This is a genomic window from Mitsuaria sp. GD03876 (genome assembly GCF_029840635.1).
GTDB lineage: Bacteria > Pseudomonadota > Gammaproteobacteria > Burkholderiales > Burkholderiaceae_C > Roseateles.
The window spans coordinates 101,424-117,254 of sequence record NZ_JAOCCU010000014.1 but is presented as its reverse complement, the minus strand read 5'-3'; the positions used below and the strand labels follow the sequence as shown (position 1 = coordinate 117,254).

Annotated in this window: 22 protein-coding genes; 11 read left to right on the top strand and 11 right to left on the bottom strand. The window is 63.3% G+C overall.

Annotated features, from left to right (window positions below; all coding sequences use genetic code 11):
- The first annotated feature begins 57 nt into the window (after positions 1-57).
- From N5D62_RS11290 to N5D62_RS11280, 3 genes are all read left to right on the top strand, one after another.
- On the top strand, positions 58-951 hold the full coding sequence (locus N5D62_RS11290; protein ID WP_279757863.1) for an NAD(P)/FAD-dependent oxidoreductase: 894 nt from the start codon (positions 58-60) through the stop codon (positions 949-951).
- 184 nt (positions 952-1,135) lie between these two features.
- Positions 1,136-1,942 (top strand): oxidoreductase, encoded by an 807-nt coding sequence (locus N5D62_RS11285; protein WP_279757862.1) that lies wholly within the window; start codon positions 1,136-1,138, stop codon positions 1,940-1,942.
- A gap of 399 nt (positions 1,943-2,341) precedes the next feature.
- The gene (locus tag N5D62_RS11280; RefSeq protein WP_279757861.1) at positions 2,342-2,815 is read left to right on the top strand and encodes a DUF4148 domain-containing protein; all 474 of its coding nucleotides are present in this window, start codon (positions 2,342-2,344) and stop codon (positions 2,813-2,815) included.
- Between the two features lie 71 nt (positions 2,816-2,886).
- Here the strand turns inward: N5D62_RS11280 and N5D62_RS11275 are convergent, their stop codons facing one another.
- Positions 2,887-3,504, bottom strand: a complete 618-nt coding sequence (locus N5D62_RS11275) for a hypothetical protein (protein ID WP_279757859.1) — start codon at positions 3,502-3,504, stop codon at positions 2,887-2,889.
- A gap of 103 nt (positions 3,505-3,607) precedes the next feature.
- Entirely contained in the window at positions 3,608-4,168 is a 561-nt protein-coding gene (locus N5D62_RS11270) for a hypothetical protein (protein ID WP_279757857.1), read from the bottom strand.
- 257 nt (positions 4,169-4,425) lie between these two features.
- Between N5D62_RS11270 and N5D62_RS11265 the strand changes: the two genes are divergently transcribed.
- Positions 4,426-4,758 (top strand): DUF4148 domain-containing protein, encoded by a 333-nt coding sequence (locus N5D62_RS11265; protein ID WP_279757855.1) that lies wholly within the window; start codon positions 4,426-4,428, stop codon positions 4,756-4,758.
- A 171-nt stretch (positions 4,759-4,929) separates the two neighbouring features.
- Here N5D62_RS11265 and N5D62_RS11260 read toward each other — a convergent pair whose 3' ends face one another.
- Positions 4,930-5,280: a GNAT family N-acetyltransferase gene (locus N5D62_RS11260; protein ID WP_279757852.1), complete on the bottom strand. Its 351-nt coding sequence runs from the start codon at positions 5,278-5,280 to the stop codon at positions 4,930-4,932.
- A gap of 536 nt (positions 5,281-5,816) precedes the next feature.
- The gene (locus N5D62_RS11255) at positions 5,817-6,203 is read right to left on the bottom strand and encodes a hypothetical protein (protein ID WP_279757849.1); all 387 of its coding nucleotides are present in this window, start codon (positions 6,201-6,203) and stop codon (positions 5,817-5,819) included.
- A gap of 164 nt (positions 6,204-6,367) precedes the next feature.
- On the opposite strand from N5D62_RS11255, the gene N5D62_RS11250 reads away from it, so the two are divergent.
- Positions 6,368-6,841, top strand: coding sequence for a DUF4148 domain-containing protein (locus tag N5D62_RS11250; protein WP_279757860.1), 474 nt, complete (start codon positions 6,368-6,370; stop codon positions 6,839-6,841).
- A 71-nt stretch (positions 6,842-6,912) separates the two neighbouring features.
- On the opposite strand, the gene N5D62_RS11245 is transcribed toward N5D62_RS11250, so the two are convergent.
- Together N5D62_RS11245 and N5D62_RS11240 are read right to left on the bottom strand one after the other, a co-directional pair.
- Positions 6,913-7,530, bottom strand: a complete 618-nt coding sequence (locus N5D62_RS11245) for a hypothetical protein (protein ID WP_279757859.1) — start codon at positions 7,528-7,530, stop codon at positions 6,913-6,915.
- A gap of 103 nt (positions 7,531-7,633) precedes the next feature.
- Positions 7,634-8,194 (bottom strand): hypothetical protein, encoded by a 561-nt coding sequence (locus tag N5D62_RS11240; RefSeq protein WP_279757857.1) that lies wholly within the window; start codon positions 8,192-8,194, stop codon positions 7,634-7,636.
- 257 nt (positions 8,195-8,451) lie between these two features.
- On the opposite strand from N5D62_RS11240, the gene N5D62_RS11235 reads away from it, so the two are divergent.
- Complete coding sequence (locus tag N5D62_RS11235; RefSeq protein WP_279757855.1) at positions 8,452-8,784, top strand: DUF4148 domain-containing protein; 333 nt, start codon at positions 8,452-8,454, stop codon at positions 8,782-8,784.
- A 171-nt stretch (positions 8,785-8,955) separates the two neighbouring features.
- On the opposite strand, the gene N5D62_RS11230 is transcribed toward N5D62_RS11235, so the two are convergent.
- Together N5D62_RS11230 and N5D62_RS11225 are read right to left on the bottom strand one after the other, a co-directional pair.
- The gene (locus N5D62_RS11230) at positions 8,956-9,306 is read right to left on the bottom strand and encodes a GNAT family N-acetyltransferase (RefSeq protein ID WP_279757852.1); all 351 of its coding nucleotides are present in this window, start codon (positions 9,304-9,306) and stop codon (positions 8,956-8,958) included.
- Between the two features lie 536 nt (positions 9,307-9,842).
- Entirely contained in the window at positions 9,843-10,229 is a 387-nt protein-coding gene (locus N5D62_RS11225) for a hypothetical protein (protein ID WP_279757849.1), read from the bottom strand.
- A 305-nt stretch (positions 10,230-10,534) separates the two neighbouring features.
- Between N5D62_RS11225 and N5D62_RS11220 the strand changes: the two genes are divergently transcribed.
- The gene (locus N5D62_RS11220; RefSeq protein ID WP_279757847.1) at positions 10,535-10,867 is read left to right on the top strand and encodes a DUF4148 domain-containing protein; all 333 of its coding nucleotides are present in this window, start codon (positions 10,535-10,537) and stop codon (positions 10,865-10,867) included.
- Between the two features lie 90 nt (positions 10,868-10,957).
- Here N5D62_RS11220 and N5D62_RS11215 read toward each other — a convergent pair whose 3' ends face one another.
- Both N5D62_RS11215 and N5D62_RS11210 read right to left on the bottom strand, forming a co-directional pair.
- Entirely contained in the window at positions 10,958-11,572 is a 615-nt protein-coding gene (locus tag N5D62_RS11215) for a DUF2185 domain-containing protein (RefSeq protein WP_279757846.1), read from the bottom strand.
- 218 nt (positions 11,573-11,790) lie between these two features.
- The gene (locus N5D62_RS11210; protein WP_279757884.1) at positions 11,791-12,795 is read right to left on the bottom strand and encodes an SLAC1 anion channel family protein; all 1,005 of its coding nucleotides are present in this window, start codon (positions 12,793-12,795) and stop codon (positions 11,791-11,793) included.
- Between the two features lie 111 nt (positions 12,796-12,906).
- Between N5D62_RS11210 and N5D62_RS11205 the strand changes: the two genes are divergently transcribed.
- Positions 12,907-13,914 (top strand): GlxA family transcriptional regulator, encoded by a 1,008-nt coding sequence (locus tag N5D62_RS11205; RefSeq protein ID WP_279757845.1) that lies wholly within the window; start codon positions 12,907-12,909, stop codon positions 13,912-13,914.
- A 23-nt stretch (positions 13,915-13,937) separates the two neighbouring features.
- Here the strand turns inward: N5D62_RS11205 and N5D62_RS11200 are convergent, their stop codons facing one another.
- Entirely contained in the window at positions 13,938-14,258 is a 321-nt protein-coding gene (locus tag N5D62_RS11200) for a metalloregulator ArsR/SmtB family transcription factor (protein ID WP_279757843.1), read from the bottom strand.
- Positions 14,259-14,354: 96 nt separating this feature from the next.
- On the opposite strand from N5D62_RS11200, the gene N5D62_RS11195 reads away from it, so the two are divergent.
- From N5D62_RS11195 to N5D62_RS11185, 3 genes are read left to right on the top strand one after another with little or no spacing between them, the layout of a single operon-like run.
- Complete coding sequence (locus N5D62_RS11195; RefSeq protein ID WP_279757839.1) at positions 14,355-14,765, top strand: DUF393 domain-containing protein; 411 nt, start codon at positions 14,355-14,357, stop codon at positions 14,763-14,765.
- Positions 14,766-14,788: 23 nt separating this feature from the next.
- Positions 14,789-15,493 carry a bifunctional 2-polyprenyl-6-hydroxyphenol methylase/3-demethylubiquinol 3-O-methyltransferase UbiG gene (ubiG, locus tag N5D62_RS11190; protein ID WP_279757836.1) on the top strand — a complete coding sequence of 235 codons (705 nt, stop codon included), beginning with the start codon at positions 14,789-14,791 and terminating at the stop codon, positions 15,491-15,493.
- Between the two features lie 24 nt (positions 15,494-15,517).
- A complete protein-coding gene (locus N5D62_RS11185) occupies positions 15,518-15,772 on the top strand; it encodes a VF530 family protein (RefSeq protein ID WP_279757835.1) in 255 nt (84 codons plus the stop codon).
- The last annotated feature ends 59 nt before the right edge of the window (positions 15,773-15,831 follow it).

The following is a 15,831-nucleotide window of genomic DNA, read 5'->3' as shown; positions in this document are numbered from 1 at the left end:
GCGCCTGCGCAGTCTTTCCAACCGACCCCTTCCATCCACAACACGGAGCCCATCACCATGGATGACGTCATCATCATTGGCGGCAGCTTTGCCGGTCTCGCCGCCGCCTTGCAGCTCGGCCGGGCCGGCCGCAAGGTCACCGTCCTCGATACCGGACTCCCGCGCAATCGCTTCGCCGGACACTCGCATGGACTGCTCGGCCACGATCACAAGCCACCGCTGGACATCCTGGCCGAGGCGCGGCGGCAGCTGGAGCGGTATCCCGCGATCAGAACGGTCAATGCCCGCGCCGAGAGCGTCTCGGGTGTCATCGACAATTTCACTGTCCTCACCGGCGATGGCCAAAGCCTGGGGGCACGCCGCGTGATCCTGAGCTATGGCGTCACCGACCAGATGCCCGATGTGCCGGGCTTTGCCGAAAGCTGGGGCACGTCCATCGTGCCCTGCCCCTATTGCGACGGCTTCGAGGTCGCCGGCCGGCATTGGGGCCTCGTCTGGTCCAGCCCGCAGTCGCACCAATCCGCCAGGCTGTTTCTCGATTGGACTGACAAGTTGACGGTGTTCGCCGATGGTCACGACATCGCCCCCGATATCCAGGCCGACCTGGCGCGCCGCAAGATTCCAGTCGTCGATGGCCGCATCATCGAGATCGCCCATCACGAGGGCCATATCACCACTGTCAATCTCGAGTCCCGCCGTAATGTCGCGATCGACGTCCTGTTCGCACATCCGCGCAACAGACCTTCCGCGAACCTGCACGCGTCCCTCGGCCTTGCCACGGTCGATACGCCCGTCGGCATCGCCCTCAAGGTCGACGAACGCCGCCAGACCAGCATGCCCGGCGTCTACGCCGCCGGCGATCTCGCCACACCGTTCCTGCCCTCGGTCACCCAGGCAACTTGGCAGGGCGCGATGGCGGGCATCTTCGCCCAGCAGTCGATGCTGACCTGAGCGCACCGATCCCTTCCGCGGTGGCCACGGGCTGCCGCAAGAAGGGCGATCCGCGCGAGGACGCGATCCAAAGAGTTGCCTTGGTCGCGCCGTCAGCGGCGACCCCAAGACGAGGTGTCACGCGTGCATGGGCACGCGTTGGGCGGCGCTTTGCCCTCGTACCCCTGACCATTCCGAGATCTCCATGACGAATCAACCTGTTGTCCTGATCACCGGCGTGTCCTCCGGCATTGGGCTGGCGACAGCCAAGAAGTTCCTCTCGCGCGGCAGCCGCGTCTTCGGCACCGTGCGCAACCTCCAGAAAGCCACCCCAGTCGCCGGCGTCGAACTGGTCGAGATGGACGTTCGCAGCGATACCTCGGTGCTTGCTGGCGTTCAGACAGTGATCAGCCGCGCTGGGCGGGTCGATGTCCTCGTCAACAGCGCCGGCGTCAACATGATGGGTGCGGTGGAGGAGACCATGCCTGCCGAGGCGGCCGCCCTGTTCGATACCAACGTGCTGGGTGTTCTCAGAGTCTCGCAGGCGGTGTTGCCGCACATGCGAGAGCGGCGGCAGGGCAGGATCATCAACATCAGCTCCGTGCTGGGTTTCCTGCCGGGACCCTACATGGGTCTCTACGCGGCATCCAAGCACGCCATCGAAGGGCTGTCGGAATCGTTGGATCACGAGGTGCGCCAGTTCGGCATCCGCGTGACCCTGGTCCAGCCTTCGTACACGAAGACCAGCCTCGATGCCAACTCGCCTCACGTGGCCGCGTTGATCAATGCCTACGACAAGGAACGCCAGCGGGTTACGCAGTCGTTCTCCGCCAATGTCAATCGCGGCGATGACCCGACGGTCGTCGCCCTCACCATCGTCGATGCGGCGTTCGGGACCTGGCGGATGCGACGCACGCCCCCGGGCCAGGCCAGCCTGCTGAGCAAGCTGCGCCGCTTCATGCCCTCCGGCCCGGTCGACAAGAGCCTGCGCAAGCAGCTCGGCCTGGGCTGAGCCCAAGCCGGTACGGACACGCTTCGGCAAGTCATTGCCGTACGACGCCCCATCGCGACCAGACCTTGAAGGAGCTCACCCATGAGGACGTACCCATCCATTTTTCTCCTGGCAGCGCTCGTCGCGCTTGCCGGCTGTGCCGCACCGGCAGACAAGAAGTCTTGCGATCCGCCTCAGATTCAGAGAGAGCTCGGCTACGCGCCTTCGGGTTGTGAGCAGACCTCCTGAGCTCGGGCCCAGCCAATGCGAGGCGTTGCCCAAGCGAGCGTATGCACGCTCGATGAATGACAGCTCGATCTCGCTAGGGGCGGGATACATCCGATGCATTCAAAGCCGAGATTCGAATCGTAGCCAGGCATCCGCTGTCGCTGCGCAGCGGATCTGCGAGGGATTCCCTGATTGTTGTTCCGCCAGCAACAGCGCATTCGCGGTGGCTGCATTTATGCGGATGGGGTCGACGTCTATTGTTTCGACAACGGCAAACGAAGCCGGCAACGAACCCAGACACCGACCTCAACCGCTCTCTCAAAGGAACCCATCATGACCGCCACCAAGACCCTGATCGCCGCCGCCCTGATCGCTGTTTCCGCCGTGGGCTCGTCGGCCTTCGCGCAGAGCTACAGCCACCTCGACCCGATCACCGCGAGCCAGAAGTCCCGCGCTGAAGTGCTGGCTGATCTGGAGATCTATCGCGAATCCGGCCTGGCGGCGGCGGACCGCACCGAAGACTTCGCGCTGAACGTTGGCCAACGCGCCAAGGCCGAAGCGCGGTATGCCGAGCTGAAGGCCTCGCCGAAGTACGCGGCGCTGGTTCAGAAATTCGCCGCCAAGGAAGGCAAGGGCGCCGTGACCGAAGGCGTCGCCGCCCGCTGATCGATTCGATCGCCCCAAACAGAACGCCCGGCTTGCCGGGCGTTTTGCGTTCCCCCTTTGCGTCAACGACTTCAGCAGAACACCAGCGCCGCGCCGCTCTTGATGGAGGCCTCGCAGGCTCGAATAAGCCGGATGCAGGTGAAGGATTCCACGCCATAACGTTTCCACTTCGGACCTTCGGTCACCGGCGTTTCCGCCGCCGCCCAGACTTCGTCGCCTTCAGCGTCGATGTCTGTCGGCAGTTCCAACCACTGGGCCAGGCGCAGGCACTCTTCCAGCAGTTTCACGGCGGATCCCACCATGCCACCCGGAACCTTGAGTTCGTCGCTTGGGAAAATGACTTCTTCAAAGCGGATCGGCGCGTAGAAGCCTTCGCAGTCGCTGTGCAGCACCAGATGCTCGAATCCCGGGGCCATCAGGTCGTAGAAGCCCTCCAGGACGGGGTCGGAAGCCGCATGCTCTCGAGAAGGTCCGGGAATTGGCAAGCCCTCGCCAAGATAGGCCGCCACTCTCCTCAGCGTGTGCAGGCCGGAGTAGCCCCACATGCCGCAGGAATAAACCGCCTCGGCGCCAGGACTTCGCGGTTCCTCATACGGCGGAAGTCCTGCTTCGACCAACGCCGCGGACAGCGGATCGAAGATCTCCTGGTCCTCGTCGTCGAAACCGCCAACTTGCAAAGCCAGTCCCATGTTCCCCCCAGGGTTCAGTTATCCATGCGTCGCGAAGCTCGCGATCGAAGGTGTTCTTACAGAGATCCAAGAAAGCCACTGCCCAGCATCCGGCCGCCTCGAATCAACTGGCGGGGTCGGGTCGTGCACCATTCAGTTGAACAAGTACCGACTCGTCTGGAATCGCGATGTGGAAGGTGCCATCCTGGCGTGGATGTACCTCGCCGGCTATCAGGCGCAATACCTGCCCCTCGAAGTTCAACGCAACATCCGTGATGGCCCCGGTCGTGCTCTGCCCAAGCACGGTGAGCGTTGCCGTCCCTGTCGGCAGGCAGCCCAAAGTCCGAGTCCGATAAATCTCGCCAACCGTTTCCGGGATACGGACCGGCTCACGGACCACCTCCATGAGGAGCAAGCCGCTCGACCCGTCGATCGAATCGTCGCCAAACAGCTGAAAGCGAACTCCGGAGTCCACTTCGATTTCAAGGCTCACGAACTGTCGGTACGGGACGTCTGGATGCTCCCAGACGACCGGGGTATCGCCGAAGAAACCGGTGACCGCAGTCTCGTCCGTCACCACGGCATTTCCGCCATCGAGCGCCATCTCCAGTCCCGACCATCCCGTGATGAACGCGCCGTCGAGGCGTGTGAGAGGCCATGGAGTGATCGGTGATGTGACGCTCATGGGCAGCATTCCTTCGATTCCAGATCGACCTGCGTGCCGGGCGTTCTTGCATTTCGCATGGGTGCCATTCGATTGAAGAGACGTCGATTCTGGTGAAGCGGCGCTCGGTGCTTGGATTGTTGATTCTCTGGGAACAGCGCATTCGCTGGCGGCCCATTTATGCGGATGAGGTCGACATCTATTGTTCCGACATGGGCAAACGACACCGCCCTCGACACCAGACACCGACCTCAACCGCTCTCTCAAAGGCACCCATCATGACCGCCACCAAGACCCTGATCGCCGCCGCCCTGATCGCTGTTTCCGCCGTGGGCACGTCGACCTTCGCGCAGAGCTACAGCCACCTGGACCCGATCACCCCGAGCCAGAAGTCCCGCGCCGAAGTGCTGGCTGATCTGGAGATCTATCGCGAGTCCGGCCTGGCCGCGGTGGATCGCACGGAAGATTCGTCGCTCGAGATCAATCAGCGCGTCAAGGCCGAAGCCCGGTATGCCGAGCTGAAGGCCTCGCCGAGGTACGCGGCGCTGGTTCAGAAATTCGCAGCCAAGGAAGGCAAGGGCGCGATGACCGAAGGGGTTGCCGCCCGCTGATCGATTCGATCGCTGCAAACAAAACGCCCGGCTTGACGGGCGTTTTGCGTTTGAGGCAGCCGCTTCAGGCTGGGAGCGGAAGTCGGCTCACTCGACTTCGGTCGCTGCTTGGACCCCACGCCGCCAGCGGACCGCGATGGAAAACGCTCGATGCCGACGTTCCCGTGGTAGCTACGGCGCAATCGTCGCCGTGGTGTAAGGGGAAACGGTCTCCCAACCGAGCGTCAAATAGAGGGCTCTGCCATCTTCAGTTGCAACGAGCAGTTCGGGTATGGCGACATTCTTCCGCGCGCCCTGGAGCGACTGCATCAGACACGCCCCTAGCCCTCGACGGCGATGTTTCGCCTCGGTCACGATTCGATCGTAGATGAACACCTCCGACGTTTCGACGGCATAGCCGCTGGCGGCGAGCTCACCCGTCCGCGTCGTGATCCGGGCGCGCAGCACAGAGTCTTCGCGGACGACTTTGACGCTATATCCCAACGGCAGAGATCGCACAGGCATCTGCTTGTCCGCATGCATGAAGTATCCAGGGGACTGAATCTCCCAACCTGCCGGCAGCGCAGCTCTCAGGTCAGCGGACGTGCCACAAAGTTTGAGGAAGTAGCGTGGTCGGTCGATGGCTCGCGCCAATTGTCGAAGTCCGCATCCAACCTCGGTGAACACCCACCGCGAGGTCTCCGATTCCGAGTTGACATCGACGCGCAGTCCTCCGTGATCGAAAACCGGTAGGGGCAGATGCCGCGCAATTGACCGCGCGGACAGCCATGCGTTGAGGAGCGGAAGATCAACCTTTCTAACTGCCATCAACACCTCAAACTACGCTGATGCCTCGATCATAGAGAGCGCTCGAGCTGACAGTATTGAGCTTTCGACAAGCGAGGGCAGGGCCGCTCTCGCTGCGATGCTGCCGCCGCTTCAGGCTGGAGCCGGACCTAAGGCGCGTCCTCAAACACCTGCAGATCGCCTACTCGAAACCAGCCGCTCGTCGATGTCCACTGTTAACCAGCAGCAGACAAACGATGGTGATATTCGGCGTGACGAGTGTGGTCATCAAGTCAATGGCGTGGCGTACCTTCCGACGGGTACGGGTCAATCTTTGACGAACGGACTGATTCTTGACGCAAGACCTCCTCAATCACTCGCTCCTTGTAGAGCAGCAGATCCTCTGAGAACTCGTAAGCGGTCAGATCAAACTCCTGCGGTTCGCCAGGCAACGCTCCGTACATAGCGTCGAGGCGGATCGCCTCAATGAGTACCAAGAGGCGAATACGCTGCTCGTTAGAGATCATCCTCTCGGTTGTCACTGTTCTGAAGACCTGTGCATTCCGAAACCATACATCGAGGTCGTTCGGGGGAGACCCAACCTCTTCGAATTTGCGAGCAAATCCTTGCTCGAACATGAAGCCAAGAATCTCGTCGACGAAGTTGATGCGGTCTTTCATTTGGGTCGGGATTTGAGCATGAGATCAGCAAACCAGAAAGAAGCGCTGAACTGGAGCAAAGCAGTCCTCGTTGACCGGCCACTCCTGGCCGAGAGCGGTCCATCGGCACCGTTCTGATGAACGACCGCAATCGTTCCGAAGCGGATCCGCGAGGGATTCCCTGATTGTGGTTCCGCCAGCAACGGCGCATTCGCGGTGGCTGCATTTATGCGGATGAGGTCGACGTCTATTGTTTCGACATGGGCAAACGAAACCGCCCTCGACACCAGACACCGACCTCAACCGCTCTCTCAAGGGAACCCATCATGACCGCCACCAAGACCCTGATCGCCGCCGCCCTGATCGCTGTTTCCGCCGTGGGCTCGTCGGCCTTCGCGCAGAGCTACAGCCACCTCGACCCGATCACCGCGAGCCAGAAGTCCCGCGCTGAAGTGCTGGCTGATCTGGAGATCTATCGCGAATCCGGCCTGGCGGCGGCGGACCGCACCGAAGACTTCGCGCTGAACGTTGGCCAACGCGCCAAGGCCGAAGCGCGGTATGCCGAGCTGAAGGCCTCGCCGAAGTACGCGGCGCTGGTTCAGAAATTCGCCGCCAAGGAAGGCAAGGGCGCCGTGACCGAAGGCGTCGCCGCCCGCTGATCGATTCGATCGCCCCAAACAGAACGCCCGGCTTGCCGGGCGTTTTGCGTTCCCCCTTTGCGTCAACGACTTCAGCAGAACACCAGCGCCGCGCCGCTCTTGATGGAGGCCTCGCAGGCTCGAATAAGCCGGATGCAGGTGAAGGATTCCACGCCATAACGTTTCCACTTCGGACCTTCGGTCACCGGCGTTTCCGCCGCCGCCCAGACTTCGTCGCCTTCAGCGTCGATGTCTGTCGGCAGTTCCAACCACTGGGCCAGGCGCAGGCACTCTTCCAGCAGTTTCACGGCGGATCCCACCATGCCACCCGGAACCTTGAGTTCGTCGCTTGGGAAAATGACTTCTTCAAAGCGGATCGGCGCGTAGAAGCCTTCGCAGTCGCTGTGCAGCACCAGATGCTCGAATCCCGGGGCCATCAGGTCGTAGAAGCCCTCCAGGACGGGGTCGGAAGCCGCATGCTCTCGAGAAGGTCCGGGAATTGGCAAGCCCTCGCCAAGATAGGCCGCCACTCTCCTCAGCGTGTGCAGGCCGGAGTAGCCCCACATGCCGCAGGAATAAACCGCCTCGGCGCCAGGACTTCGCGGTTCCTCATACGGCGGAAGTCCTGCTTCGACCAACGCCGCGGACAGCGGATCGAAGATCTCCTGGTCCTCGTCGTCGAAACCGCCAACTTGCAAAGCCAGTCCCATGTTCCCCCCAGGGTTCAGTTATCCATGCGTCGCGAAGCTCGCGATCGAAGGTGTTCTTACAGAGATCCAAGAAAGCCACTGCCCAGCATCCGGCCGCCTCGAATCAACTGGCGGGGTCGGGTCGTGCACCATTCAGTTGAACAAGTACCGACTCGTCTGGAATCGCGATGTGGAAGGTGCCATCCTGGCGTGGATGTACCTCGCCGGCTATCAGGCGCAATACCTGCCCCTCGAAGTTCAACGCAACATCCGTGATGGCCCCGGTCGTGCTCTGCCCAAGCACGGTGAGCGTTGCCGTCCCTGTCGGCAGGCAGCCCAAAGTCCGAGTCCGATAAATCTCGCCAACCGTTTCCGGGATACGGACCGGCTCACGGACCACCTCCATGAGGAGCAAGCCGCTCGACCCGTCGATCGAATCGTCGCCAAACAGCTGAAAGCGAACTCCGGAGTCCACTTCGATTTCAAGGCTCACGAACTGTCGGTACGGGACGTCTGGATGCTCCCAGACGACCGGGGTATCGCCGAAGAAACCGGTGACCGCAGTCTCGTCCGTCACCACGGCATTTCCGCCATCGAGCGCCATCTCCAGTCCCGACCATCCCGTGATGAACGCGCCGTCGAGGCGTGTGAGAGGCCATGGAGTGATCGGTGATGTGACGCTCATGGGCAGCATTCCTTCGATTCCAGATCGACCTGCGTGCCGGGCGTTCTTGCATTTCGCATGGGTGCCATTCGATTGAAGAGACGTCGATTCTGGTGAAGCGGCGCTCGGTGCTTGGATTGTTGATTCTCTGGGAACAGCGCATTCGCTGGCGGCCCATTTATGCGGATGAGGTCGACATCTATTGTTCCGACATGGGCAAACGACACCGCCCTCGACACCAGACACCGACCTCAACCGCTCTCTCAAAGGCACCCATCATGACCGCCACCAAGACCCTGATCGCCGCCGCCCTGATCGCTGTTTCCGCCGTGGGCACGTCGACCTTCGCGCAGAGCTACAGCCACCTGGACCCGATCACCCCGAGCCAGAAGTCCCGCGCCGAAGTGCTGGCTGATCTGGAGATCTATCGCGAGTCCGGCCTGGCCGCGGTGGATCGCACGGAAGATTCGTCGCTCGAGATCAATCAGCGCGTCAAGGCCGAAGCCCGGTATGCCGAGCTGAAGGCCTCGCCGAGGTACGCGGCGCTGGTTCAGAAATTCGCAGCCAAGGAAGGCAAGGGCGCGATGACCGAAGGGGTTGCCGCCCGCTGATCGATTCGATCGCTGCAAACAAAACGCCCGGCTTGACGGGCGTTTTGCGTTTGAGGCAGCCGCTTCAGGCTGGGAGCGGAAGTCGGCTCACTCGACTTCGGTCGCTGCTTGGACCCCACGCCGCCAGCGGACCGCGATGGAAAACGCTCGATGCCGACGTTCCCGTGGTAGCTACGGCGCAATCGTCGCCGTGGTGTAAGGGGAAACGGTCTCCCAACCGAGCGTCAAATAGAGGGCTCTGCCATCTTCAGTTGCAACGAGCAGTTCGGGTATGGCGACATTCTTCCGCGCGCCCTGGAGCGACTGCATCAGACACGCCCCTAGCCCTCGACGGCGATGTTTCGCCTCGGTCACGATTCGATCGTAGATGAACACCTCCGACGTTTCGACGGCATAGCCGCTGGCGGCGAGCTCACCCGTCCGCGTCGTGATCCGGGCGCGCAGCACAGAGTCTTCGCGGACGACTTTGACGCTATATCCCAACGGCAGAGATCGCACAGGCATCTGCTTGTCCGCATGCATGAAGTATCCAGGGGACTGAATCTCCCAACCTGCCGGCAGCGCAGCTCTCAGGTCAGCGGACGTGCCACAAAGTTTGAGGAAGTAGCGTGGTCGGTCGATGGCTCGCGCCAATTGTCGAAGTCCGCATCCAACCTCGGTGAACACCCACCGCGAGGTCTCCGATTCCGAGTTGACATCGACGCGCAGTCCTCCGTGATCGAAAACCGGTAGGGGCAGATGCCGCGCAATTGACCGCGCGGACAGCCATGCGTTGAGGAGCGGAAGATCAACCTTTCTAACTGCCATCAACACCTCAAACTACGCTGATGCCTCGATCATAGAGAGCGCTCGAGCTGACAGTATTGAGCTTTCGACAAGCGAGGGCAGGGCCGCTCTCGCTGCGATGCTGCCGCCGCTTCAGGCTGGAGCCGGACCTAAGGCGCGTCCTCAAACACCTGCAGATCGCCTACTCGAAACCAGCCGCTCGTCGATGTCCACTGTTAACCAGCAGCAGACAAACGATGGTGATATTCGGCGTGACGAGTGTGGTCATCAAGTCAATGGCGTGGCGTACCTTCCGACGGGTACGGGTCAATCTTTGACGAACGGACTGATTCTTGACGCAAGACCTCCTCAATCACTCGCTCCTTGTAGAGCAGCAGATCCTCTGAGAACTCGTAAGCGGTCAGATCAAACTCCTGCGGTTCGCCAGGCAACGCTCCGTACATAGCGTCGAGGCGGATCGCCTCAATGAGTACCAAGAGGCGAATACGCTGCTCGTTAGAGATCATCCTCTCGGTTGTCACTGTTCTGAAGACCTGTGCATTCCGAAACCATACATCGAGGTCGTTCGGGGGAGACCCAACCTCTTCGAATTTGCGAGCAAATCCTTGCTCGAACATGAAGCCAAGAATCTCGTCGACGAAGTTGATGCGGTCTTTCATTTGGGTCGGGATTTGAGCATGAGATCAGCAAACCAGAAAGAAGCGCTGAACTGGAGCAAAGCAGTCCTCGTTGACCGGCCACTCCTGGCCGAGAGCGGTCCATCGGCACCGTTCTGATGAACGACCGCAATCGTTCCGAAGCGGATCCGCGAGGGATTCCCTGATTGTGGTTCCGCCAGCAACGGCGCATTCGCGGTGGCTGCATTTATGCGGATGAGGTCGACGTCTATTGTTTCGACATGGGCAAACGAAACCGCCCTCGACACCAGACACCGACCTCAACCGCTCTCTCAAGGGAACCCATCATGACCGCCACCAAGACCCTGATCGCCGCCGCCCTGATCGCTGTTTCCGCCGTGGGCTCGTCGGCCTTCGCGCAGAGCTACAGCCACCTCGACCCGATCACCGCGAGCCAGAAGTCCCGCGCTGAAGTGCTGGCCGACTTGGAGATCTATCGCGAGTCCGGCCTAGCCGCGGCGGACCGCACCGAAGACTTCGCGCTGAACGTTGGCCAACGCGCCAAGGCTGAAGCTCGGTATGCCGAGCTGAAGGCCTCGCCGAAGTACGCCGCGCTGGTTCAGAAATTCGCCGCCAAGGAAGGCAAGGGCGCGATGACCGAAGGGGTTGCCGCTCGCTGATCGATTCGATCGCTCCAAACAGAACGCCCGGCTTGCCGGGCGTTTTGCATTTCTGACGCGCGCCTCAGATCAGAAACCGCGCGAGAAAACTCAGCCGCGCAAATCCGGAACGAAGCACCCCGATGCCTCATCGCGCTTGAACGCGGAACCCTCACCCTCGTCCAGGAGGTGAAGCACCGAATCATCCTTCGACAGCACGATTCCGAGAGACACGTAGCCGATGTTGTTCGCGTCGTCCATGTACTCGTCGGTCTCGTCGCCAGCGGTGAATCGCCAACCGCTGTCCTGCTCGTCGTCCGGCGCCTCGCGATAGAGGAAACGGATGGCCTTCCCGTCGCGAAGAATTCGATGAGTGACGAAGGCGCGCTTGACGTACTTGGCAGTGAGGTCGTGGGGGTCGTGGTGCGCGGTATCGATGATGTGCCGCGCCTCGAAGCTCACCGGATCGCCAGCTTGCAGGCCGCGAATCTCGTAAGGGTCGTTGTCCAGTCGACCCTCGAAGCGATTGGCAGGATGGATGGCATCCACGATCACCCACATGCGCTCGACATGCACCTCGTTCGCGTCGGCACCTTCCCCTCGGAAAATCAGCTTCACGACTTCGCCGACCGCGACCTTGGAGAGAACCTCCGGCGACGGCTTGTAGAAGGCGTATTTGTTGGCCGCCGCGATGTCCGTGGGGTCCTCGAGTTGCCAAGTCAGCATGAAGCGCAAGGTCGAAGGAAAGTGCCCGCATTGTCGACCTCGCGCGTCTGCGTGGCGCGGGAAACTTGAGCGGACCTCAGCGCATATGAACCGCCCGGCCAGCCGGGCGTTTTGCATTTCCGATACCCCGGATTCAGGCCGCGAGTTCCTTTCGGATGATTTCCGCGCCTGCGCTCAGCGCATTCAGCATGGCCCAGGAGACGGCTCCAGTTGCGACGTCAAGCGGACAGCAATTTGCCGTTCAGCGCGATGCGCGCCGTGCGCCAGCCCAGCATCGCCACGGCGACGGTCAGGATCACGAGCAACACCAGGGCCACCGCCTTCAGCGCCGGCGCGTCCTGCGTCGCCGCGTATTTCAGCGCCGCATTGCTCAGCGCCGCCATCGGGAAACTGATGGCCCACCAGCTCGGCGCGAACGGCACCTCGCGCCGGAATACCTTCGGCGCCACCACGATGAAGACGAACAGGCCGAAGTAGAAGAGCAGCGCGCCGAACCGGTCGATGCCGAACACATTGCCGTACGCCAGGAAACCCACCGCGAAGGGCGCCACCAGCACCACCAGCGTCGGCACCATGCCCTTGGCCAGGGGCTCCTGGTGCACCAGGCGGCTGAGGATCAGGACATAGAGCACCAGCGCCATCACGGTGCCCACCGCCAGGGCCGCCAGGTTCACTTCCGCGGCCCACGCCATCGGCATCCGCCCGCCGGTGACGGCGATGTCCAGGGTGGCGACGCCGGGAATGAGCCAGGCCGGCACCGCGAGGGCCGTGCTCACCTGGCCGTTGAGCAGTCGACCCACCACCACGACGCTCAAGGCGAACGTGACGATCGTGCCGACCGTCCAGATCCACTGGCCCAGCGCTTCGCTGTAGGGGCCGATCACGGCGGAGAGCAGCAGGATCGCGATCGCGATGGTGCCGAAGAAGTTCCCGGCCACGGGGTGGCGGAACTCGTCGAGCACGGCGTCGCGGTGCTTGGCGAACTTGGCCAGGTAGCCGGCCGCGAGCAGCAGAAAGACGCCCACCGCCAGCGCGCCGATGGCTTCCCCGACCCAGGGACTGACGCCGAAGGTCGCGGGTGCGAGGCGCCAGGCCATCGCCAGGCCCGACAGGCCCATCACCGAGCCGAAGAGGTTCACCGGAAGGTTCCGGATGGACGCGGTGCCGCCTCGCGACGGGTTTGACGCGGGCTGCGGATTGACGATGGTCGTGGCGTGTTCCATGATTGACCCCGATTGGCTGAATTTGACGGTATGGATATTTTCGGCCACGTGCCGACAAAGCGCCCCGCCCATGGACGACGTATTCCGCCAAATCCCCAGCCAACCCAGCCAATGAAGATCGCCATCCTCGCCTTCCCCCGCGTGCAGTTGCTCGATGTCGCCGGCCCGGCCGACGTCTTCGCCGAAGCGGCACGCCAGCTCGGCGACCCGCGCGCCTATCGGGTGCAGGTCATCGGCACGGAGGAGGGCGCGCTCAAGTGCAGCAGCGGCTTGCGGCTGATGGCCGATGCCACGGTGGCCACGCACCGCGGGACCCTGGACACGCTGCTGGTGGCCGGCAGTCCGCACGCGGAGGCGATCACGGGAAATCCTGAACTGAGCGCCTGGTTGCGGCGGCAGGCGAAAACCGTCCGGCGCATCGGCTCGGTGTGCAGCGGGGCCTTCGTGATGGCGGCCGCCGGCCTGCTCGACGGCAAGCGCGTCACGACGCATTGGAATTCCGCCGACCGGCTGGCGCGGGAGTACCCGCAGGCGCAGGTCGACCCCGACAGCATCTACGTCAAGGACGGCAATACCTACACCTCCGCCGGCGTGACGGCCTGCATGGACCTGGCGTTGGCGATGGTCGAGGAAGACCACGGCCGCGACCTGGCGCTGCGCGTGGCGCGCGAGCTGGTGATGTTCCTCAAGCGCCCGGGCGGGCAGTCCCAGTTCAGCGCGCACCTGGCGGCGCAGACGGCGCAGCGCTCCGGCATCCGGGACCTGCAGGACCACGTGCTGGCCAACCTGCGCGCCGACCTGTCGGTGCCCGCGCTGGCCGCTCGCGCGGGCATGAGCGACCGCAACTTCTCGCGCGTGTTCCGCGCGGACACCGGGGTGACGCCCGCCGATTTCGTCGAGTCCGCGCGCGTGGATGCTGCGCGTCGATTGCTGGAGGACTCCGCCGTGCCGCTGAAGCGTCTGGCGGATCTCGTCGGTTATGCGAATGCCGATGGATTCCGGCGCGCGTTCCTGCGCCGGGTCGGCGTGGCTCCGAACGACTACCGCAAACGCTTCGCGGAGGAGGTCGTCACGCCTCAGCCATCGGCCGTGAAGCGCAAGCCGGCGACGCGGGGCTGAAGGGTGCGCCGAGGGCGCCGACCTCAGCGGGCCCGCGAGGTCTTGGCCGCGGCGATCCCCTTGCTTTCCTTGCGCAGCTTCGTCGACACCGGGCAGACCTGCTGCACGAAGCCGGTCAGCGTGTTGGCCAGGCTCTCCCGCTGCAGGCTGTAGAAGACGAACTGGCCGCGCTTCTCGGCCTTCACCAGGCCGGCGCCCTCCAGGATCTTCAGGTGCTTGGACAGCGACGGCTTCGTCATCTCGAAGCGGCTCGCGATGTCGCCCGCCGAGAGCTCCGTCTCGGAGAGATACGCCAGGATCATGCGCCGCGGTGTCGAGGCCAGTGCTTCGAAGATCTTGTCCATCCCCGCATCTTAGATCGCCTGAAGCGAATCTGCTAATTAGCTAGTTAGCCATTTAGCTAATCATGCTGTATGCTCCGTTCCACATCAGGAGTCCGCATGTCCGCCGATCCGAGTCCCTCCGGGCCCCCCGCCGCCGAGACGGCCGCCCCGCATCACACCGTCTACTACAACAGCGCCTGTCCCGTCTGCGATGCCGGCGTGTGCGCCATGAAGGCGCGCATCGCCGAGGACGACGTCGAATGGGTGGACGTGCATCGCCACCCCGAGCGCCTGGCCGCGCTGGGGCTCGAACTGGAAGACGTGCGCGAACGGCTGCACCTCGTCGATACCAAGGGCCAGCTGCAAATCGGCGCGGACGCGCTCCTCACCACCTGGTCGTTGCAGCCGCGCTGGGGATGGCTGCTCAAGCCGCTGGGCCTGCCCGGCCTGCGACGCCTGACCTCCTGGGCCTACATCGCCTTCGCCCGGCTGCTCTATCGCTGGAACCGTCGCCAGGGTCGCTGGTGATTCACTCGAGACAAGGAAACGACATGACCACGCACACCAATTTCGATGCCGCCGAACTCGACAAGTTCCAGGCGCTGTCCGCCCGCTGGTGGGACGCCGGGTCGGAGTTCTGGCCGCTGCACGCGATCAATCCGCATCGCCTCGACTGGATCGACCAACTGGTCTCGCTGCGGGGCCAGCGTGTCCTGGACGTCGGCTGCGGCGGCGGCATCCTGGCCGAGTCGATGGCGCATCGCGGCGCCGACGTGCTGGGCATCGACCTGGCGGACAAGGGCCTGAAGGTGGCCACGATCCACGCGGCGCGGAGCCAGGCCCGCGTCGCCTATCGCCACATCGCGGCCGAGGACCTGGCCCGCGAAGCGCCCGGCGCTTTCGACGTGGTGACCTGCATGGAGATGCTCGAGCACGTGCCCGATCCGGCGCAGGTGGTGGCCGCCTGCGCGACGCTGGTGAAGCCAGGCGGATGGGTGTTCTTCTCCACCATCAACCGGTCGCCGCTCAGTTGGCTGGTCGCCATCGTCGGCGCCGAGCGCGTGTTGAAGGTGCTACCGCGGGGCTCGCATGACTTCGCGAAGTTCATCCGACCCCGGGAGCTCAAGGCGATGGCCGCGTCGGCGGGGCTGGTCCTGCGCGACCAGAAGGGGCTGCGTTATCACCCGACGGCCAGGAGCTTCAGCCTCAACGGCTGGATGGGGGTGAACTACCTGCTCGCCCTGCAGAAGGCCTGAGGGCAGGGCGGCGACAATCCGCGGATGACCGACGCCGTCCCGCCGCCTCCCGCCCAACCCCGCAACCCGCTGCACGGGATGACCCTGGAGGCCATCGTCACCGCGCTGGTGGAGGAGTACGGCTGGGAGGGCCTCGACGACCGCATCCCGCTGCGCTGCTTCGCCTTCGAGCCCAGTATCAAGTCCAGCCTGAAGTTCCTGCGCAAGACGCCGTGGGCTCGCGAGAAGGTCGAGGGCCTCTACCTCTTCATGTTGCGGGAGCGGCGCCGCAACGCCTAGTCCTCTGGCCGCGGCCCCGTGGGCGCCGCGGTCTTCGGGATACCGGGTCGAGGCGCCGC